This is a genomic window from Methylobacterium gossipiicola (genome assembly GCF_900113485.1).
Taxonomy (GTDB): domain Bacteria; phylum Pseudomonadota; class Alphaproteobacteria; order Rhizobiales; family Beijerinckiaceae; genus Methylobacterium; species Methylobacterium gossipiicola.
Map to the genome: position 1 here is coordinate 33018 of NZ_FOPM01000012.1, position 21977 is coordinate 54994.

Annotated in this window: 20 protein-coding genes; 8 read left to right on the forward strand and 12 right to left on the reverse strand. The window is 64.8% G+C overall.

All coding sequences use genetic code 11. From position 1 onward, the window contains the following. Positions 1 to 119: 119 nt before the first annotated feature. Entirely contained in the window at positions 120 to 932 is an 813-nt protein-coding gene (locus BM249_RS11955; protein WP_143103748.1) for a hypothetical protein, read from the forward strand. A gap of 65 nt (positions 933 to 997) precedes the next feature. Then, the gene (locus tag BM249_RS11960) at positions 998 to 1531 is read left to right on the forward strand and encodes a hypothetical protein (RefSeq protein WP_091972159.1); all 534 of its coding nucleotides are present in this window, start codon (positions 998 to 1000) and stop codon (positions 1529 to 1531) included. A 52-nt stretch (positions 1532 to 1583) separates the two neighbouring features. Here BM249_RS11960 and BM249_RS11965 read toward each other — a convergent pair whose 3' ends face one another. Next, the gene (locus BM249_RS11965; RefSeq protein ID WP_091972161.1) at positions 1584 to 1898 is read right to left on the reverse strand and encodes a hypothetical protein; all 315 of its coding nucleotides are present in this window, start codon (positions 1896 to 1898) and stop codon (positions 1584 to 1586) included. Between the two features lie 177 nt (positions 1899 to 2075). After that, complete coding sequence (locus BM249_RS11970) at positions 2076 to 2459, reverse strand: hypothetical protein (protein WP_143103749.1); 384 nt, start codon at positions 2457 to 2459, stop codon at positions 2076 to 2078. Positions 2460 to 2622: 163 nt separating this feature from the next. On the opposite strand from BM249_RS11970, the gene BM249_RS11975 reads away from it, so the two are divergent. After that, positions 2623 to 2979 carry a hypothetical protein gene (locus BM249_RS11975; protein ID WP_091972165.1) on the forward strand — a complete coding sequence of 119 codons (357 nt, stop codon included), beginning with the start codon at positions 2623 to 2625 and terminating at the stop codon, positions 2977 to 2979. Positions 2980 to 3585: 606 nt separating this feature from the next. Here BM249_RS11975 and BM249_RS11980 read toward each other — a convergent pair. Next, positions 3586 to 4824 (reverse strand): hypothetical protein, encoded by a 1239-nt coding sequence (locus BM249_RS11980; protein WP_143103750.1) that lies wholly within the window; start codon positions 4822 to 4824, stop codon positions 3586 to 3588. A gap of 635 nt (positions 4825 to 5459) precedes the next feature. Between BM249_RS11980 and BM249_RS11985 the strand changes: the two genes are divergently transcribed. Next, positions 5460 to 6194: an IS5 family transposase gene (locus BM249_RS11985; protein ID WP_244528727.1), complete on the forward strand. Its 735-nt coding sequence runs from the start codon at positions 5460 to 5462 to the stop codon at positions 6192 to 6194. 219 nt (positions 6195 to 6413) lie between these two features. On the opposite strand, the gene BM249_RS11990 is transcribed toward BM249_RS11985, so the two are convergent. The 4 genes from BM249_RS11990 to BM249_RS21300 all read right to left on the reverse strand — a co-directional run bounded on the left by BM249_RS11990 (position 6414) and on the right by BM249_RS21300 (position 11755). Then, positions 6414 to 8339, reverse strand: a complete 1926-nt coding sequence (locus tag BM249_RS11990) for a hypothetical protein (RefSeq protein WP_091972172.1) — start codon at positions 8337 to 8339, stop codon at positions 6414 to 6416. Positions 8340 to 8350: 11 nt separating this feature from the next. Continuing rightward, positions 8351 to 10042: a hypothetical protein gene (locus BM249_RS11995; RefSeq protein ID WP_244528722.1), complete on the reverse strand. Its 1692-nt coding sequence runs from the start codon at positions 10040 to 10042 to the stop codon at positions 8351 to 8353. A gap of 272 nt (positions 10043 to 10314) precedes the next feature. After that, positions 10315 to 10911 (reverse strand): hypothetical protein, encoded by a 597-nt coding sequence (locus tag BM249_RS12000; protein ID WP_244528723.1) that lies wholly within the window; start codon positions 10909 to 10911, stop codon positions 10315 to 10317. A gap of 433 nt (positions 10912 to 11344) precedes the next feature. Then, positions 11345 to 11755, reverse strand: a complete 411-nt coding sequence (locus BM249_RS21300) for a hypothetical protein (protein ID WP_143103751.1) — start codon at positions 11753 to 11755, stop codon at positions 11345 to 11347. A gap of 325 nt (positions 11756 to 12080) precedes the next feature. On the opposite strand from BM249_RS21300, the gene BM249_RS21305 reads away from it, so the two are divergent. The 3 genes from BM249_RS21305 (at position 12081) to BM249_RS12005 (ending at position 14467) form a co-directional block, all read left to right on the forward strand. Further along, positions 12081 to 12581 (forward strand): hypothetical protein, encoded by a 501-nt coding sequence (locus tag BM249_RS21305; RefSeq protein ID WP_143103752.1) that lies wholly within the window; start codon positions 12081 to 12083, stop codon positions 12579 to 12581. A 14-nt stretch (positions 12582 to 12595) separates the two neighbouring features. Continuing rightward, positions 12596 to 13144, forward strand: a complete 549-nt coding sequence (locus BM249_RS21310; RefSeq protein ID WP_143103753.1) for a hypothetical protein — start codon at positions 12596 to 12598, stop codon at positions 13142 to 13144. Positions 13145 to 13744: 600 nt separating this feature from the next. Next, positions 13745 to 14467: a hypothetical protein gene (locus BM249_RS12005; RefSeq protein WP_056355145.1), complete on the forward strand. Its 723-nt coding sequence runs from the start codon at positions 13745 to 13747 to the stop codon at positions 14465 to 14467. Between the two features lie 247 nt (positions 14468 to 14714). On the opposite strand, the gene BM249_RS21315 is transcribed toward BM249_RS12005, so the two are convergent. After that, on the reverse strand, positions 14715 to 15014 hold the full coding sequence (locus BM249_RS21315) for a hypothetical protein (protein WP_143103754.1): 300 nt from the start codon (positions 15012 to 15014) through the stop codon (positions 14715 to 14717). Positions 15015 to 15210: 196 nt separating this feature from the next. On the opposite strand from BM249_RS21315, the gene BM249_RS21690 reads away from it, so the two are divergent. Then, positions 15211 to 15450, forward strand: coding sequence for a hypothetical protein (locus tag BM249_RS21690; protein WP_056355143.1), 240 nt, complete (start codon positions 15211 to 15213; stop codon positions 15448 to 15450). A 169-nt stretch (positions 15451 to 15619) separates the two neighbouring features. On the opposite strand, the gene BM249_RS12015 is transcribed toward BM249_RS21690, so the two are convergent. From BM249_RS12015 to BM249_RS12035, 4 genes are all read right to left on the reverse strand, one after another. Continuing rightward, a complete protein-coding gene (locus tag BM249_RS12015; protein WP_056355141.1) occupies positions 15620 to 15979 on the reverse strand; it encodes a hypothetical protein in 360 nt (119 codons plus the stop codon). Positions 15980 to 16015: 36 nt separating this feature from the next. Then, the gene (locus BM249_RS12020) at positions 16016 to 19156 is read right to left on the reverse strand and encodes an efflux RND transporter permease subunit (protein WP_056355137.1); all 3141 of its coding nucleotides are present in this window, start codon (positions 19154 to 19156) and stop codon (positions 16016 to 16018) included. Between the two features lie 13 nt (positions 19157 to 19169). Further along, complete coding sequence (locus BM249_RS12025) at positions 19170 to 20888, reverse strand: efflux RND transporter periplasmic adaptor subunit (RefSeq protein WP_056355134.1); 1719 nt, start codon at positions 20886 to 20888, stop codon at positions 19170 to 19172. Between the two features lie 742 nt (positions 20889 to 21630). Continuing rightward, positions 21631 to 21888 carry a hypothetical protein gene (locus BM249_RS12035; protein ID WP_056355125.1) on the reverse strand — a complete coding sequence of 86 codons (258 nt, stop codon included), beginning with the start codon at positions 21886 to 21888 and terminating at the stop codon, positions 21631 to 21633. Between the last annotated feature and the right edge of the window lie 89 nt (positions 21889 to 21977).

Here is a 21977-nt window from a genome sequence, read left to right on the forward strand (position 1 = left end):
AACGCCAACTTAAACAAGTACAGGATTTCCAACTCACAAGGGCTGAAACGTTTTTTCGCCGGAAAATTCCAGGAGACCGTCGTTTGCCCCCCTTCCCCGTACCCCCGCTCGCTCTCGGCATGACGTTCGCTCAGGACTACGAGCACACGTACCGCCGAGGGACCGCCCTCCTCTGGACGTCCCGCACGACTTCCCCGGCATTCATCCTGGCGCTCGCGCGCGAGCCCGCGCGCATGCGCGCGGCCGGGTACGTCCACTTCATCGTGGGGGACCGGGGCATGACCGCGGTCTGGTGGCCGGAGAACTGCAAGCTTGACGACGCCGAGATCGCCGCGCTCCAGGCCGACGTCGACGCCCTCGTCGCAGCCGAGGCCGCCGCCGTCATCGAGGCGGCCGCCGCGCGAGAGGTTGCCCTCGCCAAACTCGCGGCCGGCACGCGGGCGAAGGCTGCCAGGCTCCTCCCCACGCTCGCCGAGCTCGTGTCAAAAGGGGCCTGGCAGCTGGGGCGATCCCTGCCCGAAGCGACCGAACTCGTCGCTTTTTCGCCGCTCCCCGATTCGTCAGCTTGGCGGGTCTGCGAGCTCGTTTCGAGGGCTGAGGCGACCCGGGCGCGGGCTGAGACGCGCCTGCGTCAACTCGCCCCAGAAGCGTGGCTGAAGCTAGCGGCGGATCCTGATGTCCGGGCCGCCGCCCTGGAGGGATGCCGCCTGCTCTCAGCCCTTGACCAAGACCGCGCATCCAAGAGGAACGACCTCGGCTGGGGCCAAGACGACACGGGTGTCGGGCACCTCCTCGCCGAGAGGGAGGAGCTCACGGAGCGGGAAGCGGCTCATGCCCTCAGGCTGCTGCACCACCACCGGCGGCAGCTGCCGGCGGTCATCAGGTCCCGTGCCTTCGATGCCGCGATCCAGCCGGGCGTCCTCTCCCTCTAACTTTCCGCGCCGTGAGGCATCATCCCATGACCGGCGGGGAGCATCCCTGCCTTCAGGAGCCCCCCATGTTCGCCCGTTTCTTCGCCGCTCTAATCGCCGCCATCCTCGGGGTCCTGCGGCTCCCCTTCGAGATCCTCGGCTTCCGCCCCCGCCCCACGGCGGAGAGCGTCGCGGCGGCCGCGCTCGACGTTGCGCAGGCCCATCCCGTCGCCCCCGCTTCCGAGGTCAGGGCGGATCTCCACCCCGTCGCTGAGCTTGTCCGGCAGCATGCCCGCGCGCGGCTCTTCACTCATCAAAGGCACGACCTGCCGGTTCCCCTTCCGGCTCCCCTGGCTTCGTGGATCGCCGGCCTGTCCTCGACGCAGCTCGGGCACGTGATCGGCTGCCCTAGCGAGCGCCTGCAGAAGCACATCAACGCGGGCCTCGGGGGCTCTTCGGCGGACGGTCCCTTCCACCTCCCCGCCGTCCCCGCCGAGCCGGTCCGCCACGTCGCGAGCAAGGGCGCTACGGGCGGAACAGGCGGTCCGAGCCGCACGACGGATCTTACGGAGGCGCTGGCGGAGTTGGGGTTCACGCCGCAGTACTCCTACCGACGCTGATCAACCCGCCCTCCCCGCATCAAGCCCGCCGGATCGCTCCGGCGGGCTTTTCTTATGGGCGGTAGCCGATTGCCTTGAAGACCTTGTCCCGGTCGCGCTCGGCCACCTCGGCCCGGGCCCGCTCCGCCCCGAGGGCGCCCGCACAGGATGCGAGCTCTGCACGGAGACGGACGACCTCGGCATGGGCGGCGGCAGCGGACTGGCGCGTGCGGGCGAGCTCGGCGACGAGGCACTCGACGGAGGAGACGCCGGCCTGACGCTGCCTGTCGATCTCCGAAAAGAACGTGTCGACGGCGTATGCCCCAAGGGCTGCCGTCTGGAATACGCGGGAGCCGGCTTCCATGGAAAGTTGGGCGAAGTGGCTCATCGGGCGTCTCTGGGGCTGGGCGATCTCACCACCCTATGAGGCACCTGGGCGCGAATCGGTGGCAAGCCGTTTTTCGGATTTCCACAGGCCGTGGTTACCGAACAGTTACGAGCGGTCGTTTTGAGACGTCGAGGGCTGTCCTCCCGTTACTCCTATCGGGAGAAACGGAAATTGCCGTCACACGATGACGCCGGCTTTCGGGGGCGAGAGCAGGCGCAGGCGAAGCGCGTCCGCGACTTCGTTCCGGTCGTAGACAACGCCCTCCTTGCCTGCTTCTTTGGCGCGCTGCGTCCGCTCCACGAGCTGATGGGCCGTCCGCCGGATGATGTCCGCGGGATCGAGCGTGCCCACTACGACCCCGTCCACGACGAGGGCGTGGACGGCGTCGCGAAGGGCGTCGACCACGGCCCGATCGAGCGTCGCCGGATCCGGACGGCCGACGTCGCGCCAGCGCTGCCGCAGGTCGCGCATGCGGTTGGCCGTCTGGCGACGGATCCTCCCGATCCGGCGGGCGCCTGTTTCCATGTAGCTGTGGACGGGGTGGTAGCTGGGCTCTCTCATGAAGGCAGCATACCCCCGGGGCATGCAAGGAACGCGTCACTTGTTACGCCAACCTGAACGGGTTGTTCATACTGTAGGCTGACGTGCGCCCGAACCGGGCCGCCGTGCGCCCGACGTCGGCCCGTGTGTTGCCGGGTGCACCGGCCGGGGGGAGGCTGCCCCCATGAAGATCCAGATCGAGTTCGACGTCTCCGCCTACGCCTCTGAGGTCGACGTCTTCGTCGAGCGCTCCTTCGCGCCCGCCATCGTCGACGCCTTGAACGTCGCGGGGCGGCGCGCGAGGTTGGCCGTGATCGAGGCCATGCCGGCCGTGCTCGATCGACCGACCCCGTTCACGACGGGAGACATCGGGCTGTTCGAGGCATCTCTCGACAACGCCGGGGGCAAGGACGCGGCCGCCTACCTGCGGATCCAGCCGGACCGGGCGCAGTACCTCCAGTACCAAATACTCGGGGGAACGCGCGGCCCCGGAGATCCCGGCAGCACGTCTACCGGTCCCACCGCAGGTCGAAGCGGGTGACGATGGTGGGGACGTCGCGGTGGCTCGGCATGACCCTGATCCCAAAGGGACGCAGGCTGCCACGAGGGCGCCCGCGTCTAGGTGACCGGGCGGAAAGGGAGCGGAAGGCCCGGCATGGTCAGGCTCGGATCAGGCCGTGCACCCGCCAACACATGCCGGGGCTAGCCCCCCTGAAACGTAGAACCCCCCGCCAACCTGTGGCGAGGGGTTCCGCATGATGTGGTGCATCAAGACCCTGTGCGAGCCCTCTGACTGTACCGGACAGGGCAGAGACCCACAAGCACAGAACCGAGAAACCGACGGCCTGAGAGTAGGATAGCTGAGCCTCATCCTGGAAGGTTTGCGGGTCTGAGACCCATCCTAAGACGGGCGGGATACCGTACCCCCCAAGATACATCCTGGGAGGGCGGCGGGACACCCGACCCCCTGAGACACATCCTGGGAGGGCGGCGGGACACCCGACCCCCTGAGACACATCCTGGGAGGCGGCGGGACACCCGACCTCCTGAGACCTATCCAGGGAGGGCGGAGGGAGAAGAGAAGGAGAGATGAGAGGCGGGCCCGAGACGGGCCCGCCGGGCCCAAAAGGCCCATATGAGGAATGGGTCAACCGATTATTGTTGCAGGAGAACGGGTTACGGCGCCGAGAACACCCGTCAGGATTTCGTCCATTTTCGCCTCCATCCAGGCTCCGTGGGACGCTGGGACGATGAAGGAGTCGTGGACAGGGAGGCAGGGGACGGACGCCTTCTCGCAGGCATTCAGAACGTCCACGGCCATGGCGCTGTCCACGGCCATGCAGCGGATCCCACGGTCGGCTCCGATGTCCTTGGCGATGGGAGCGTTCCGCGCTACGACGGCCTTGAGCAGGCCGCGGGTGTAGTCCCAGCCGTGCCCCCAGGTGTCCTTGTCCATGAGGGCCGCCGCGGCCGCGTTCATGGTCTTGGCGTTCAGGGCGACGTTCAAGGCGAGCTTGCCCTCGGCACGGGGGAACGTCCCTGTCTCGTAGGGATCGTGACGCAGGACGTGCCCCCGTGCCGCGTAGAGGATCCTTGGGTGGAGCGTGGCGAAGTCCGGCTCGACGCAGACCTCACCGTTGATGAGGAGGTCCTTGCGGGCGCCCTTGGGGAGGCTCTGCCACCAGCCGTAGAGCCGGCCGTGGCGATCCCAGCGCCCCCGCCCGAACACGCGGTAGGCCTCGGGCAATGGGGTCGGCACCACGCAGGCCCAGGTCCCCCGCTTGTCGTTGCGGGCGCGGACGACGCGCGTGGCGTGTTCCCATCCGTCGCCCGTCGGCATCGTTACCGAGACGGTGCCGAGGTAGGCGTTGATGCGGTCGAGCTCCGCTTCGAGGCGCCGGGTCTGACGGGTCGGATCGTAGCCGATGACGTCGCCGGCCTCGTCCTTCAGGATGAGGCGGGAGCGTTTCGTCTCGTACTCGAAGGGCGCGTCGCGGTAGGCGTGGATCAAGTCCGGCGTCGCGCGGATCCTGGACTGACGCGCGTTGGGGAGCAGATGGGCGCCGGGGGAGGCGCGCATCTCCTCAATGAGACCAAGGTCGAGGAGCTCGTCGACGACGCGCAGGACCCGGTCGTAGCTGTAGGCGAGACCCTGGTAGCGGCTTTGGTTCGCGTAGAACGCGCGGCGGCGCGAGTAGCTGATCCAGGCCCCCTCCCCGGGCGCAGTGTCAGCCGCGATGCAGACGGCGGCCAGGATCGAGCGCCGGGCGGCGTCATGCTTTCGGTCGGGGCAGGCGGGGACGCCAGCGGAGGCGAGGATGCCTTCAGGCACTCGCCAGTGGAAATCGAGGGCGCGATCCCGCTCCCCAGTCCAGTCGTTACTCATGTCTGCCAGCTCACTCACAGGGGGTCGAGCCGGGCACCACACCGACACGAATACCAAAGGGTGCTTGCGAGTCTGGCCTACGTCTAGGGCAATATACGGTGCGCCACCGCGTCAACTCTGAGAACTACTTGGAAGAATACATCACCGCTGGGGAAGCTGTGCTGATGGGGCTAGGGGGCATAATTTCGGGGGCTACGCCGGCCGAATGGAGGTCACTGGAAGAATCCCCCAACTCCATCTCAAAAAGGGCCACAGGGCATTGTCTGGCCTCGGAAGTGAAATGCGGATTGACAAAATGCCGCAGGGGGTATGGAGGCTTAGGGGCGCGGCGGGCCCGGACCCGGGAACCGGGGGGCCGCTCTGCGGAGGTTCCCGACCCGAACGGAACGACCTTTCGCCCTCTTCGCCAAATCGGCAGGCCGCTCTGAACTGACTGCTCCCTTTTTCCGGTCGCAGTGACGGGCTAGGCCTTAGAGCCTGTTTGAGGACCTCCACCGGCCGTCCCCATCTGTCTCGTGTAGCAACACGAATTCCGCCTGGCGGGGCGGCGTGGAGAGCAGATGTGGACGGACCGGCATCGGACGCGCCATGAAGCGCGTCTGAAGAACATGGTGATGGAGGCGGGCTTGGACGAGGTGGCCCGCTTCCTGGAGCGGGCTGACCCGCCGGCCCGACCGAACGCCAGGTCGGCGCGCCGCGTGATGGCGGCCGTTGCTTGGCATCTGCGGACGGGCGGCGGATGGCGGGCCTTGCCCGATGGCTTCCTGCCCTGGCGCACCGTCTATGGATGGTTCCGGCGCTGGGTGGACAAGGGCCTGTTCGCGGTTCTGATGCGGACGCTCGCGCGCCGACAGCGCCGCCGCTGCGGGCGGCGTCCCACGCCGCGGCTGGCGATCATCGACACCCAGAGCGTCAAGTGCATCGGCGTGCGCGGGCCACGCGGTTACGATGCCGCCAAGAGGATGGTCGGCCGCAAACGCGTGATGATGGTCGATGCCGAGGGGCACATCCTGGCCATGGCTATCGTGCCGGCCAACGTGCAGGACTGTGACACGCTGTCGGCTCTGGACGAGGGCAAGCCGTACTGGCCGAGCCTGCGTCTGGGCCTCTTCGACAGCGTCTTCCGGGCCAAGCGCTGCGAGGAATGGTGCAACCTTCACGGCATGCGCCGACGGGTCGTCGAAAAAGACCCGGACCAGAAGGGCTTCGTCGTTCTAGAACGGCGCTGGATCGTCGAGCGCACCTTCGGCTGGCTGAGCCACTGGGGTGGGCTTCTCCGCGAGCGGGCCGGACGCCTCGACGTCGCAACCGGACGCCTCATCTGCGTGGCTTGCCTCATGGCCGCCAACGCCCTCAACAATCCAGCCTAAGCGATCGCGCTCAAACAGGCTCTTACGGCACGCTGCCCCTGGTCACCGGCGACGCATCCCTCCGGCCCTTTGTTGCAGTTGGCCAACGCAACAGATTACGGGGGGGACTCGAAGGCAGTCCAGCTGTGTCAATATCGGAGTACAAACCAACGACTGGGTATCATCCTCCAGTATGGGGTTTCAATAATACAGTCTAACAAAATGATCTTAGACAGGCTCTCAAACCTTGGAAGGAGTCGCGCGGCGGCCCTGCACGCGGAACAGCACGATGACGTGCTCCGAGGTACCCCATCGCGGCACAAGGTGATGCACGGAGACGCGTTCCGATACGACGGGCTGCCCGCCGCCGATCTCGCGTAGATCCAGGACCATCAGGATGCCGTAGCGGACGTTCGTGACGTCGTACGATGCTTTCTGAAGGCCGAAGCGACGGACAACACCGTCGTTGGTGAGCTTCTGACGGGTGCGCTTGATCTCCGCCACCATCTTCGTGCGCATGAACGAGAACAGGATGTCGACGCGCCCGCCGCCTATGTCCCTCGCCTCGGCTTGGCAAACCGAAGCGAGGGACGAGCCCATCAGGAATTCGAAGTAATCTGCGTGGAGTTCCGCCTCCAAGGGGGTTTTCGCCAAGTCGCGCTCGAACATGTACCGGGTCCGCCCGAGGGAGCTCACGCCGACGTTGCTGCGCATCACGACGAACAGCACGGTCGTCCAGAGGACGATGTCGAAGAGGGTTCGGCCGTCGGGGTCCCGTAGGTAATCCGCGTTCCGTTGCAGATCCCGGATCACAGTGTCGAAGAGGTCTCCGATCACGGTCGCCGTGGTCGCGTCGGTGAGATACGCCATGGCCGCGGCGATGCGTCCAAGGGCCGATCCGCGGAGATCCTCGGGGATTAGCTCAATGAGGGCGGCGGTCGGAGAGCACCCGGCCGCCGCCGACGTAGGGCGGTGGAGGACCGCGTCCTCCCTTGCCTCCGCGACGCGCGCCCTGAGATCGGTGGCGGTCGGAAGCTGGCCCGAGGAGGCGTTTTCCACGATCCATTCGTCGAGGAGCGCCAGTGAATGGGTTTCCCGCTGGAGGGCGCCCACAATGCGCGGGCGGAGGACGACCTCCAGCCCGCCGTCGGCCGCCCGGCCGACGAGGCTTCGGCTCGCCGCGTAGACGGTCAGCAATTCCTCCTGGATCACCGCGGCGGCGTTCAGCCATGCCTGCTTCGACAGGCTCAGGTCGAGGGACGCAAGCCGGTGTCCTAGAAGCGACCAATGCACCCGCTCCTCGTTCCTCAGGCCAAGCCAGGAAACGATCTCCTCCGGCCGGTCCGAAACGGTGAGGTATGCTGTATAGGCGAAGGCCGACGCCTTGATGCCGTCGATGCGGGCTGCGAGATCCGCCGGCGTCCGACCGGATTGAAACGCCACGAGCGTATCGACGCATTGGCCGTAAAGCCGGGCGTCCTCGCGGTCCCCGCCGACCTCCTCGGCCCTCGCGAACCATGAACGGGCCCGTTCGAAGGCACCCAGGGCCGCTTCCGGTCCCGACGCGTCCAATCCATTCCGCAGGGCATCGAGCCCTAGCTCCATGGACGCCTCGTCCTCGGCTTCCCCGACCTGCAGCAACCGTTCGAGCGCAGCCCGAAGGTCGTCGTCGGGTTCCTGTGCGAGTATCGCCCCCGCGACCCGCGCGGCATGGCGAAGGAAATCGCCGTCGTCCTCGACGTCGAGGTCGATGAGTTCGGCCTGGAGGCGCTTGAGCAGGGCACGGTCGGACTGACCGAGGACCATGGCCCCCTTGAGGGCATGCGAACGGACGCCGTAGTCCTGACCTGCCTCAACCGCGCGCGCCAGGAAGGCGCGTCCGAGCAGCGAACGCGCCGTTGCTTGCAGGCGACCGCCTCGGCCGAGCCATGCGGAGATCTCGATCATCGCGGTGACGTCGGCCGAACGGCGGACGATTTCCTCGGCAGCGCGCTGGGTCAGGTCGACCCGTGGATGTGTGACGAGCGCGACGAAAAGGTCCGCGCCCTCCACCTCGGTCGACCTGTCCCGGACGGCGTCGCGTAGCGCATCGGCCGTCGTCCCCGACAGGTCGACGTCCGCGGGATCGGCGGCGTCCAGCAGGCATTGCACCACGTCCAGGGCCACGGATTGTCCCGTTAGAAAAGGAATCGATCGTCCCCAGGGTGCAAGGTTCTGCTGCCTTCCACAACGTCGAGGAGCTCGGGTCGGGCGACGGCGCCGATGATGACCTGCACGTCGTCGGCCTGGGACACCACCTCCCGCACACTCAGCATCAGGGCCGCGAAATGTTCGGGTGACATTTCCTGGGCGGCCGGGCTGTCGAGCACAAGCAAGCCCGGGTGCCTGCCGAAATGCCGGCGCCTGGCGACCTCGATCACCGCGAGCGCCGCCGCGATGCGAACCCGAAGCTTCTCGCCGGCGGCGAGGCTTGAGAAGTTCGTGTCGGCGTCGCCCTGACGGATCCTGAGGACGTTATTCGCGGACCACTCCATCCGCTCCACGTTCTTCATGCCGAAGCGGCGGCAAAGGTCCGTCAGCTCCTGGGACACCTCCCCGAGGAGGTCACGCTGCAGGTCGTCGTAAAGCTCCTTCGTCGCCTTGACGACGCGGCGCAGGATCTCCGCATCCCCGATACCCGTCGCAACCGGTGCCGCCACCGGGGCCTCGGCTAGGATCTCCCTCAACTGCGAGACCTGCGCTTCCAATGTCCGGACCTTGATCTCTGCATCGGCCACCTCGGTGGATGCGAGCTCTTCGGAGATCTCGTCGATCTCGTTACGAACACCGTCCCGCGCTGTCTCCGTCGACCTCTGATGCTGGGACGCGGCCTCGGCTTGGGCTCGCAGGCTGGCGAGCGTGGCCTCCGCATCGGCCACGTCGGCCTTGAGGTCCTCGATGCGGATGTCCTCGTCGGATCCGTCGACGTGCTCCGTCCCGCAAAGGGCGCAGCTGCCGCTCAACTCCGCGGCCACGAAGGCCCGGGCATCAAGGCCGGCGTCGCAGGACGGGCAGCACACGGGACGGAGCGTGCGAAAGACGAGGCCCGCCGCCTTCTCGTCGAGGAGCTGCTGGAGCATCCCGCGCGAAGACCCCAGCGACGAGCTGGCCATGGAGACCTGGCGCGTCAGCGCGGCCTCGGCGTCGCGCCCGTCGGATACCCGGGTTTGCAAGGTGACGAGTCTTACGTCCGCATCGACGAGCCTCCGCCGGAGCTCGACCCGGTCGATCCGCCGGTCGTTCGTCTTCCTCGCCTCGACCAGCTCGGCTTCCAATCTGGCCAGGCGCGCCGAAAGGCGGTCCGCGCCGGGAGCCGCGGCCTTTTCGGGCGCGCGGTCCGCCGTCACCTTTTTCAAGGCCGTCGTCGCAGCCGTGTAGGTGGTGACCCACGGAAGGCCCATGAACAGCTGCAGCAGGCGCAGGCTGACGCCGTCGTGGTGGACTTCCGCGAAGACCGCCTTGCCGGGGCCGTTCACGAACATGGAGGCCGCGATGGAATTCCAGCCATGGGTGTGGGAACCCTGATCCTTGTTGAAGGCATGGAACTTCGCGAAACCGAACTCCTCCATCATGTTGTCGGCGACGGCATCCTCGAAGCCCTTGTCGGCCGGTCCCGTCCGGATCCGGAACCATTCGTCGCCGTCGAGACGCGCGAGCGTCGCCTGGGCGAGCCGTGGGTCCTTCTCTCCCGCGGCTTTCTCAAGCGTTATGCGGTAGGACGAGGCGTCCACCCGGAAGTCGAGCTGAACGAGACTGAGCCAGCCCCAGACGTCCGGCTTGACCTCGGTCGAGAAACTGCCGCGCAACGCCGCCTGGGCGATGTTGAGCAAACTCGACTTTCCCCTGAAGTTGTCCTCGGACAGGACCGCCCACAGGCCGGAGGACAAGGGTCCCCAATGGAAATCGATGGGCCGATCGTCGTCGGTCCCGCGCTTCATGCCCTTAAGGTGCAGGTTGGTCAGGCAGAGCCGGCGCCGGCGTGGAAGCGACGCCTGCGGCTCGATGCCGTGCCGCTCCAGGACCTCGCGTACCTCGTCCGTTGAGACGCCGGCGCGGCCCGCGATGGTCGCAACCCAATCCCCGACGGTCGCCGCAGTGTCGGTCATGGCGTTCCCCTCAGCCGTTTCAGCCGATCCAGCACCCGATCGCGGATCGACGGGATCTCGGTTCCAAGCGGGGCGTCCCGGTACTCCTCGTGGAGGTACTGGTCGTCCTTCAGGCTCGACCCGCTGCGGAAGCCGGCGAGGCTCATGACGAGGGCGGCCCGGTCCCGATACCAGGCCAGGGCGGGCTGCCTCCGGATGGCGTCGTCCATGAACGCGAAGGCAGCGGGCTCGACGACGAAATCATGCCGGCGCTGCCCGCCGGACTTACGCAGGGCCCTGACCAAGCCATGGAAGCGCAGGATGGCAAGGGGCGTCTCGATGTTCTGGAAGGCCCCGCGATGCCACCTGATCATCTTCACTAAGCGAACGTCCGGCTCGTCGGCGGCAAAGATGGTCTCGACCTCCGCCAGCTGCTCGGGCCGACGCTCGTGCTCGTAACGGTTCAGGAGTTCGTGCGCGAGGTAGTCGGGGTATCGAACGAGGAAGTCGATCGCCATCGCGCGCTTCTCGCCCCTGAATATCCGTACGGGTCCGGCGTCTCCAACGGTCTCGTCCGCCTCGCTGCCCAGCGCCAGTATGAAGAGGAGCCGCACGGCGTCCCGGTGATGGAGGCCCGTGTCTGCGGAGGACCGCTTGGCCCGCAAAATGGCTGGGGCCTCATCGGCCGCAATGCCAGACGTCATATGGTCCGCCCGTTCGTGCCTGAAACGCGCATGTGGACGATCGGATAAACCGCCTGCATCCCGTTAAGGTTCTTTGTTCGGTTCGAACCTTATCCGCCCTGCCGGAAAGCGCCTACAAGTCTTAGCCAAGCCCCGCGCGGAGACGCGGAACGCCGTCTTTCCCAGGTGCAACGGTTCCTCATGAGTCAGCTCGCCTGACAGGGCCGGACTACCGGGATAATTTGCATTATGATGTAAGAAGAATTTGGATAACTTGTAAATGCGCAGCTGCTAAAATTAGGTAAGTTATTACTATGTAGCGGATAGGCCATGGATTTATAAATATATTTTAGTAATTCGTAATCTACTTAATACTACTCTCCCTCTGAAGATGAGCAACAAGTGATCTTATGTCAAGATTGCTATCCGACATATTTGCATCAAACCAGCGAGTTTGTATTTCATCAACTCGATGCAACAAATGTTCTACAGCATTGCGTGCGATGACGTTTAAAACGGGAACCAGAGCAATCGGCACTGGCCTTTCGCCACTTTGCCACTGAGCAACTTGAGACACCGAGATACGGCGACCAGTTTTTTCAGACAAGGCAGCAGCCATTGGTGAGAGCCAACGCTCTCCAAAAGCTTGCTTCCCAAGATTGAGTACGTGCTCTCGAAGTACGCACTGCTCGTCGCTAAGATTTGATGTATTAACTTTAGGAGTTCGGCGGGTCTTTGCTTCGGCACTGCCGGGTAAAGGGCGATTTGATTTCATTTATATTAGTATCCAATTCATGCAGCTAGCTTTTGAGTTTTTATATCGCATACCTAGTGTATAAACTGTTAAATGTTATCTAATGATATAATATTCTACGGGTAATCTGATCGGTTATAAACAGTAAGACGTTTTTCAGTGGCAGGCCTATTTAGGATGCTTTGGGTGAGTGTTGTAGCTTCTCCAAGGTCTTAATCGCATGCGACTGGCATGGACAGGCAGACACGCAAGCCTGTGGATATATTTTTTTGGCCCCTATCGCGAGCCGGCATTTGTGCTAAAAACTTTTTTAGCATCAGCTTTGACTCAGCCTCCCACGGACCCAATGGCCAATAAGATCGAAGATTTCACCTTAGACATGATAGAAAAGGCTCGTGAGAACGAGGTAGCTTTGTCTGCTTTGGGTCCTGCTCAGCAAGTTAAGTTTATCAATAGTAAGATTAGACACAACGATGCTGTTTTTGCGATCGTTCCTTCTGATGATGCACCACATCAAGGCGCTCTGTATGTCATTACAGGAGCTCCTGTCCTTGATGGATCGGGGTTTGATTTGAAGGTTGTGGAGACGGATGGCAGCTCCAAAAATGAGAAGCCGGTGGTACTGCAGAGAACACTAAGATTAACTGCTTTCTTCGTTGCTTCATACATGGATGCGCGCTTCTTAGATATCGCTTTCGGGGACTCGGCCGCATCCCGACATCACAGGAGGGAACAGCAGAATGATGGTGGGAAACAAGCTGTCGAAAACATGCGGCAGGCAGCAACTCCTTATGGACGAGCGTACATTGCCGCGAATCCGCAGCATGTTCGTTCCGTAGTGCACTGAATGATGCGATATTCATGATTAAACGCGCGCCTGCACTCCGACCTATTAATTATAGAAAATACAGAGTTGAGCAGACAGACCTGGAAGACCCTGATCAAATCACTGGTATCCCACTCCCAAAAGTCTGCATTGAGTCTGGCCATCTGATCTACAACGTTGAACCCAGGCTAGGCGGTAGATTGTCGTATTGGCAGCACGGGGTCGAGCGAGTCGAGCGCCATCCGCTCTTTATCAATTCTAGATTTTCGATCGATTCAAAGCGATTCATATTGAAAAAAATCGAAATGGCATGGGATTGTCGAATTCCCGGAGTGACGCCCGAGGGAGAGAGCGTTGGCTTAGTTTTGACGGTCGGCGGTGTTTATTTGCCAACGTTAAAGTGGCGAGGTGGTGACTGGGCTTGTGCTCAACAAGTTTCAATCCTAGCTGGAAATAAAGGCTGCTTTTTTGAGAAAAAGCCGTCTCTATTTAAGGCTCTTCGAGAAATGGTTGTGGGCGTCGGTTTTCGCGTCGAACCAGTGCGTGACGACGATGCTGAGGCCCTGCAATCGCTCATGTTCTAGATCTTAAGCCGTACTTTTGTATTCTATGCGAGATGTCGCCCTCGAACGAGACCCACGCCGGGCCCAGGGGCATGCCCACGCACCACTCGGTTCAAATAGAGTTCGTCAAAATGGTTCGGTGCCTGACATGCTCATTCGTCATCCAGTTGGCCTCTCGCAATGGCTCTCCTTCCTCAACTGTAAGTTGACCATACGGCCGTAAGTTCGCCTTCTCCTAGTTCCGGGCGTCCTCTCGGGCAAAGCGATCAAGAATTTACTACGACTGCCGAGCCTGCTTTGCTTGTCTCACCAATCGAACGCCTCACAAAGCCGCGGACTGCTTGAGGACGCCTGTTCGCCTGAAGCCACTTGAATCCTCGAAAGCATGGCTCTGCTTAGGACCCCACCGTCTGGCTTCGTTAAGAACCTCCACGCTGTTGAGGACGACCTTGTGTCCATGCCCTGCAGGACGGGCTCGATCGCCCCGCCGCTATGTTCTCGATGCGCGCTCGATGTCGAGCATTCTGCGCGGCTTAGCCATCTGGACAGCGTACGGCATTCCGACGCTCGCAAGCGTCGTCCCCACCGTCGCTCTGTCCCAACCCAAGGCCCGAGGCTGCTATGGCACGCAGGCGCATCAACAGTGACGAGGCAATCGAGATCTTCGAGTACGGGTGGACGAAGATCGAGCCCCGCCTGACGTCGCCGTTTCTAATCGAACTCGACGTGCGCGAGATCTTCGGAGGCCAAGGACGCCGGCAGGGGCAGATGGACATCCCCGAATTTATAGACGGGTGGATGTCCTGGCGGGCCTTGCGGAGCGTGGGCTACAGCGTCCGAGACGCCAGCAAGGCTCTCCAGGCAGCCTGTCATGCGCGCGGTGCTCTTTTGTACGGATGTCTCGGCACGGCCGGCAGGGGAAAAGATCGGCGCTTCTGGATCCCCACGACAGACAGGATCTACGAGGAGCACAACAATGGCCGCCTGATGCTGCCGATCCCGGCAAAGGGCGCGCGGCGCCGGCTCGTGCTTGAACAGCACGCTGAAGCTGCCCGGCCTGTAATCCAGGGTATCCTGCGGGCGATTTGTAAGCACCCCGGCTGCCCCGATCGCATCCCGCCCATGTGGATGCGCTCGGGCTGCATCCCGGAATCCCTGAGGGACCGGACGATCCAGGAGTCGTTCGACATCATCGCCTCGGGGCACGAGCGCATGCCCGTTATCGAGGGGCACATCATGTGGATGGTTCTGCTGCGAGATACCCTTTTGAGCCTTGGCAATCCTGTCTTAGAGGCAGTGCCCCTCGACAACGATGAAGCCATCCTTGTGAGCTTAGCCCCGTAAGTGTGCAGGATTTGTCCCCGGTAGTGGACGCGCTGGGCACCTCAAAGGTTGTTAGTAGGCGATGGATATGTGGCAGCACAGAAGGTGATATATGGTAACTCCCCATCGCTCCGGGGGGGCTGTTCCCACGGTCCGTTACCCGGTTCGACCTTTTGGGTTCGGTCCCTACGAGCCAGCATAGCTCGAAGCAATTTACAAGAAAAACCCCTTGTGGCATCTAAACCATAGTCTCATTCTGGCGCTGCCATCACGAGGTTACGCAATGAAGCTTCGTTATTCTGTCCTTGGGTGTCTCATCGCAATTGGCTTCATGGGTCCCGCCCTTTCCAGCGAGTTTGGAAGGACTGATTTCCGAACGCACGGAGCAGGAAATCAGAAGCAAATGATGCCGGGATTGACTCTGATCCAGCATCATCACCATCACGTTCATCGAAGGTACCTCGGATGTGTTCGGTCCGACGCCGAATGCGACCACATCGCGCACGAGGACAATCACCTCGACCATCACTCGATCCGCCACAGCCATGATTGCGAGCACCATGGTCACGGCCGAGGGCACTTCGCTTGCTACGGTTGGAACGACTGATATCCGCATCGGCCGACCAGCCTTCCCGGGGGCGGAGCAGAGCGCGCCTTCCCGGCGAGGCCAAGACCGCGAAGTTTTATCGAGGCTCGCTATGTCCTCCGGCAGATCCTGCGCCTAAGCAGGCTCCGCCGGACGACCGAGAGTACGGGCCTTAGTAATGGCCACCGCGGTGACCGCCATGGCCACCACCGTGCCCGTAGCCGCCGTGACCACGACGGTGCCCCCCACCGTGGCCGTAGCCATGCCCGCCGCCGTGGCTTCTCCGGTAACCACCGCCGTGGCCGTAGCCATGCCCGCCGCCATGGCCCTCACGGTAGCCGCCGCCATGGCCATACCCTCCGCGGCTGCCACCGTGGCCGCCGTCGTGATGCTGGGCGATAGCAGAACCCGCGCCTAGGATGAGGCTGGCGGCAAGTGCGACGGCCCCGAGGGCCGCCTTGATCCCGGTCGAATTGATCATTGTCGGTATCCTTTGTGACATGGCGGTTTGGTCCCGCCGGTTACGGCCCCCTAGAGGAGGCCGACAGCCTGGGCTCGGCCGGACCGCATCAAGGTCCGACCCCCGGCTATTTCTCGAACCGTGCCTGGATGTTGTGACCGTGCATCTTTGTGGACAGGACCACCTTCGCACCGGCGGCGAGCGGAGCCGGCAGCGTTCCCGAGAGCTTGTTCGGCGCGGCGCCTTTCAGCGCCACCGTCTCGGTCTTGCCGCCCACCTGCACGAAGGCCTTGGCCGTCATGCCCGCGGTGTCCACGGGCTTGCCGTCCTCGCCGATGACGAAGAACGTCAGGTCCTTATCGGTGCTGACCAGCTCAATGGGATGACCGTCCGCGACGGTGGTCAAGCCCCCGTTCGGCCCGGCGGCCTGCGCGGGATGGGAGACGGCCAGGAACGCGGCGAGGACTATGGCGGGAATCGTACGCATCGGAAAAATCCTTTCCTTCGGGTTGAGGGTTCGGGCTCAGAAAGCTTCCACCGGGGTGGTGCGGCGGATGCCTTCGGAGGGAGGAGCTGCGATGGCCTCGGCGCGCAGGCGCTCCAGGGGCTTGTGGCCGAAGGTCAGGAACAGGATCGGCGTAAGGACCGTATCGAGCAGGGTGGCGCTGATCAGGCCGCCGAAGATCGTCACCGCGACCGGGTGCAGGATCTCCTTGCCCGGCGCGTCCGCGCCGATCAGCAGCGGTGCGAGCGCGACCCCGGCTGAAAGTGCGGTCATCAGGACCGGTGTCAGCCGCTCAAGGCTGCCGCGGATGACAAGTTCGGGTCCGAAGGGCAGCCCTTCCTGGATGGCGAGGTTGAGCCAGTGGCTGATCTTTAGGATGCCGTTGCGCGTCGCGATGCCGGTCAGGGTGATGAACCCGATCATCGAGGCGACCGAAAGGGGCTGCCCGGCGATCCAGAGCGCCGCCACGGAGCCGATCAGGGCGAGCGGGATGCTGCCCAGGATGATCAGGGTGAGGACCACCGAGCGGTAGCGGCTGAACAGGAGCGTGAACACCAGCGCCAGCGACAGCAGCGAGAGCAACCCGATGGTGCGGCCGGCCTCGGCCTGGGCCTGGAACGAGCCTTCCAGGCTCGCGACGTAGCCGTTTGGCAGGTTGGCGGCAGCGAGTTGCTCCCTGATGCCGGCCACGACCTTGCCCATGTCGGCGCCCGCCGCGGTGTTGGCCTGCACAACGATCCGGCGCCGCGCGTTCTCGCGCAGGATTTGGTTCGGTCCGTCCGTCTCCCGGATGTCGGCGATCTGCCGCGCCGGAACCCAGCCGGACGGTGTCTCGATGAGAAGGTCGCCAAGGCGCTGGGTGGTTCGCTGCGCATCGGACAGTCGCATGACGACGTCGAAGCGACGATAGCCGTCGACGACCCGAGAGACGACCTGGCCGTTCGAGAGGCGGCTCAGCTGCTCCACCAAGGCCGCGGGCTGCACCCCGTAAAGGGCGGCCCGGGCGTAGTCGACCCGGATCTCCAGCTGCGGGATCAGCACCTGCTTCTCGACCTGCAGGTCGGCGATCCCGGGGATGCCGGCCATGCGCCGGCGCAGGTCCTCGGCAATGGTGCGCAGGGTGTCGAGGTCCTCCCCGAAGACCTTGAGGGCGATCTCGGCCCGAACGCCCGAGAGCATGTGGTCGAGGCGGTGCGAGATCGGCTGGCCCACGTTGACGTTGACAGGCAGCACCGCCAGCCGGCTCCGGATATCGGCGACGAGCTCAGCCTTCGAACGAGCACCCGCCTTCAGGTCGATCTCCAGGTCCGAGGAATGGACGCCCTCGGCATGCTCGTCGAGCTCGGCCCGGCCGGTGCGGCGTCCGATGGAGAGCACGTCGGGGATGTCCAGCAGCATCCGCTCCGCCGCCAGCCCGACCCGGTTGCTTTCGCTGAGCGAGATGCCCGGATTGAAGGTCATGTTGACCGTGAACGAGCCCTCGTTGAACGGGGGCAGGAACGCCCGCGGGAGGAACGTCGCCGCCAGGCCGGCGCAGGCCACTGCCAGGGCGGCCAGAAACATGATCGGGCGACCGTGGCGTAGGGCCGGGCGCAGCATCGCGGCCACGCCCCGCTTGAGCACCCGGATCAGGCCGCTCTCGTGCTCGTCGAGGCGCTTGAGGCCCGGGAGGAGATAGTAGGCCATCACGGGGGTCAGGGTGATCGAGACGACGAGGCTCGCCAGGATCGAGATGATGTAGGCTTGGCCGAGCGGCGCGAAGAGGCGCCCCTCGATGCCCGACAGGGCGAACAGCGGCACGAACACCAGAACGATGACCATGGTCGCGTAGACGATGCCCGAGCGCACCTCCTGGGAGGCCGCGACCACCACGTCGAAGACCGAGCGCGGGTTGCCCTCGGCCCGGTTCTCCCGAAGCCGCCGGAAGATGTTCTCGACGTCGACCACGGCATCGTCGACGAGCTCGCCGATGGCGATGGCGAGGCCGCCCAGGGTCATCGTGTTGATTGACAGCCCGGCGAAGTGGAAGATTACGGCGGTGGCAAGGATCGAGACGGGGATCGCGGTGAGCGATATGGCGGTGGTCCGGACGTTGAGCAGGAAGGCGAACAGCACCACCGCCACCACGACGATAGCCTCCATCAGGACCGTCTCCACGTTGCGGATCGAGGTCTCGATGAAGTTCGCCTGCCGGAAGATCAGCCGGTCGGCCCGTACGCCCTTCGGCAGGGAGGCGGTGATGTCCTTGAGCGCGCTCTCCACCGCGGCGGTGAGCTGCACGGTGTCGACGCCCGGCTGCTTCTCGACCGAGACCACGACGGCGGGCGCGCCCATGTAACCGGCGTCGCCGCGCTTGACCTTGGCCGCGAACGACACCTCGGCGACCTGGCGGAGGAAGACCGGCTTCTTCTCGACCGTCGCCACGACCATGTTGCGTAAATCGTCGAGGTTCATCGTCCGGCTGAGGTTCCGGATGAGGTACTCCCGGGCGTACTGGTCCGTGAAGCCGCCGCCGGTGTTGACGCCGAACTGCGCCAACGCCGTCTCCAGCTGGCCATGGGTGACCCCAAGTGCACGCAGGGCCGTCGGCTGGGGCGCCACCCGGAACTGGCGCACCTCGCCGCCCATGGGGATGACCTGGGCGACGCCGGGGATGGAGAGGATGCGCGGCCGGATCGTGAAGTCCGCGATCTCGCGCAGTTGCATGGCCGACACGGTGTCGCCAGTCACCGCCACCATCACGATCTGCCCCATGATTGAGGAGATCGGGCCCATCATCGGGCTGACCGTGGGGGGCAGCTGCGAGCGGGCCATCGCGAGGCGTTCGGAGACCTGCTGGCGGTTGCGGTAGATCTCCGTGTTCCAATCGAACTCGACGTAGATGACCGACAAGCCGACCCCGGAGACGGAGCGGACACGGGCCACGCCCGGCAGCCCGTTCATCTGCGTCTCCAGCGGGAAGGTGACGAGCTGCTCGACTTCCTGCGGGGCGAGGCCTTCCGCCTCGGTCATGATGGTGACGGTGGGCCGGTTTAGGTCCGGGAAGACGTCGACAGGTAGCCGGACCGCGGTGAACGCTCCGTAGACGACAAGCACGGCGGCGATGGCGAGGACGACGAGGCGGTTCCGCAGGGATTGCGTGACGAGGAAGGTGAACATGGCGCCGGTTCCCTCAGCGGACCTGGTTGAGGAGTTCGGCGCCCTGGGTCACGATGCGCTTGCCTGGGCCAACCCCCGACACGACCAGCACGCGGGCGGCATCGAGGGGCTCGACCTGCACCTCGCGCGGTTCGAAGCGCTCGGGCTGCGTGTGCTCGTAGACGATGTTCTGCCCGTTCGAGCCGCGGACCACGCTGACGCGCGGCAGGGCCAAGCCCTTCTGCTGGGTGTCGGTCGCCGCCAGCACCGTGACGAACTGACCCGTGCGCAGTTCGGCCGGTGCGTTCTGCACGGCGAAGTGCATCGGAACCGCCTGGCTTCGGTCGGCGAGGCCCGCACCCATGTACTTCAGCGTCAGCATCCGGCCGTCGGCGAGGCGGGCCGTGGCGTCCTGGGTGCTCGCGAGTGCGTCGAAGCTCAGCGCCTCGATCCAGAGCCGGGCGGGGTCGACGATGTGGAAGACCATCGCACCCGGGTTCGCCATCTGCCCGGCCACCGCGTTGGCCTCGGCGACGACGCCGGAGACGGGCGCGACCAGGGCCTCGGGCTGCTGGCGGACGCCATCCAGGGCGGCACGACGGTCCATCAGACCCTTCAGCTCGGCCTGCGCGTCGTCCAGCTGGACCTGCGAGACCGAGCCGCCCGGCGCCAGCTTCCGGAAGCGTTCGACGCGGCGTTCCATGATGGTGATCTGCTGGTCCAGCTCCCCCTGGCGCTGTCGCATGTCGGAGACGTCCACCGCCTGGACGGGCGGGGTTACGGTCGCTAGCACCTCACCCTTCTTCACCCGCGTCCCAAGACGCGGAAATGCGTTGGACGGCGGCGGCGAGAGGCGCCCGCCGACGGAGGACTGGACCACTCCGCTTCCGTTGGGGTCGGCGATGATCCGGCCCGGCAACTCCGTGGTGCGGGCCAGCACGTCGGACGCCGTGACGATGGTCCGGACGGTCAGAATGCGTTGGGTCGGCTTAGGCACGAACACCGAGCCATCCGGCATGCGCTGGGCCAAATCCTGGGCGCCCATTGTCGCCATCGGCGTGCCCGCTCCCTTCTGTGAGCCCTCGCCGCCGTGGTCGTGCCCTTCATGGGCGAAGGCGGGCGGCCCGAACAGCAGCGCGGCGGCGAGGACCAGGATTCCGAGGGCGGGAACGAGCCGCCGACCTCGGATCAGCAGCGTCACCGCCACTCCCAGCAGGAAGCCGACGCCGCCGATGATCATCGGGAGCGGGTCGGCCTGTCCGAGGTGCTGCCGGAAGTCATGGGCGACGGCCAGCCCGGTCGCCCATGCCGAGGCCCCTCCGCTGGCCTCGGGCGCGGGCAGGTCGGGAACGTTCAGTGTGACTGGGAAAACGTCGGAGGTTCCGCCCGTCTTGACGGTGAACAGGACGTCGTACTCGCCCGGCTTCTCGCTCCAATGGGCGTCGAGACGGTAGCTGCCGTCGGGCGCCACCGCGACCTCCGTGGTCCCCTCTGGCGTTTCCGCGGTCACGGCCGCGTCCGTCACCGGTTCATTGGTGCCAACCCGGTCGACGAACACCGACACGGTGCCGTTGCGGGCGACGGCGACCAATTCGAGCGTATCCGTCGACGACGTGCCTCTTGGGGCGTTGGCGGCGGGGGCGGACTTGGCCTCGTCGCCATGGTCGTGGCCTTCGTGCGCCCGGGGCGCCACCGACCACAAACCGAACGTAAGGACCGCCGCCGCAAGGGCAGCCGGAAGCCGGGTCTTCATCGCGATGCAAGCCTTCTCGTATGGGACATTCGCCGCATCCGAGTGGGAGGCGGCGTCAGGCGCGTCGGCGCGCGCGTCTCATGCGAAGGATCGAGGAGGCTCGGGTAGCGTCTCCGGGACCACGCTCGGAAGGGCCAGATCCGGTCCCGACGCCACGCACCCGGCTTTTCCCCAGACGCCGCGCGCAGTGTCGGAGGCTTGCGTCACGAAGGCTTGGCAGGAGCCGCAGCCCGAACATGCATCCGTAGCGGCGGCTTGGTCGTCGTGCGCCTTACCGGCCGGCATCTCGGTCGCAGCGTGGTCCGGAACCGCGGCGTATTCCGCGGGAGCGCTTCGCTCGGTTGAGTGGTCGTGCCCGGAGTGCCCGAGGCCCACGACCGGCGCCAAGGCGACGAGAACCATGATCCGGAGGATCATGGTGAGCAGCCGCGAAGGAAGCGAGGTGAAGGCCATGGCTTGAAGTCGATACCACATCTTGGGTTCGGGCGCAGCGTGTCATCGCCTCCTCGGGATCCGGCCGGCATCCGAAGGTTGGCGGTGCCCGCCCCGACGGTTCCATCGGGACGGGCGCTTCACGGTACGAGAGGGGGCACTATCGCACCGCGAAGGTTGTGGGCGGGAACGGATCGGCCGTTCGCCGCAAGGGCACAGCCGATACCGGTGGCCAACAACGCGAACACGACCAGGAGGGGTAACATTCGCATTGGCGCGTCCTCACGGTCGCTCTGGCTTGCCGCCGTTGTTATTTCTTGTCGTGGGAATGACCGTGGGCGTGCCCGTCCTTGTCGGAGTGGACCGGCTTGCCGTCCTTGCCGATCTCGCGGGCCTCGCTCACGCGCGGATCGTCCCGATGGGCGGGCCCTCCTGAGACGCCGCCGGTGTTCGGAACGGCGCGTTCGGGATTGGACGCATTCCCATGTCCGTCCTCGGCGGCAAAGGCGGGAGCCGAGAGGCCTGCCAGCAGGCCAGCGGTGAGAATGGCGACGACGGTACGCTTCATGGTGCTTGTCTCCGGGGTCCGACGGCCGAACGGGCCGCTTCGAGACTTGAGATAGCGACCCCGTTTGTCTGCCGGTCGCCTGGTTCGTG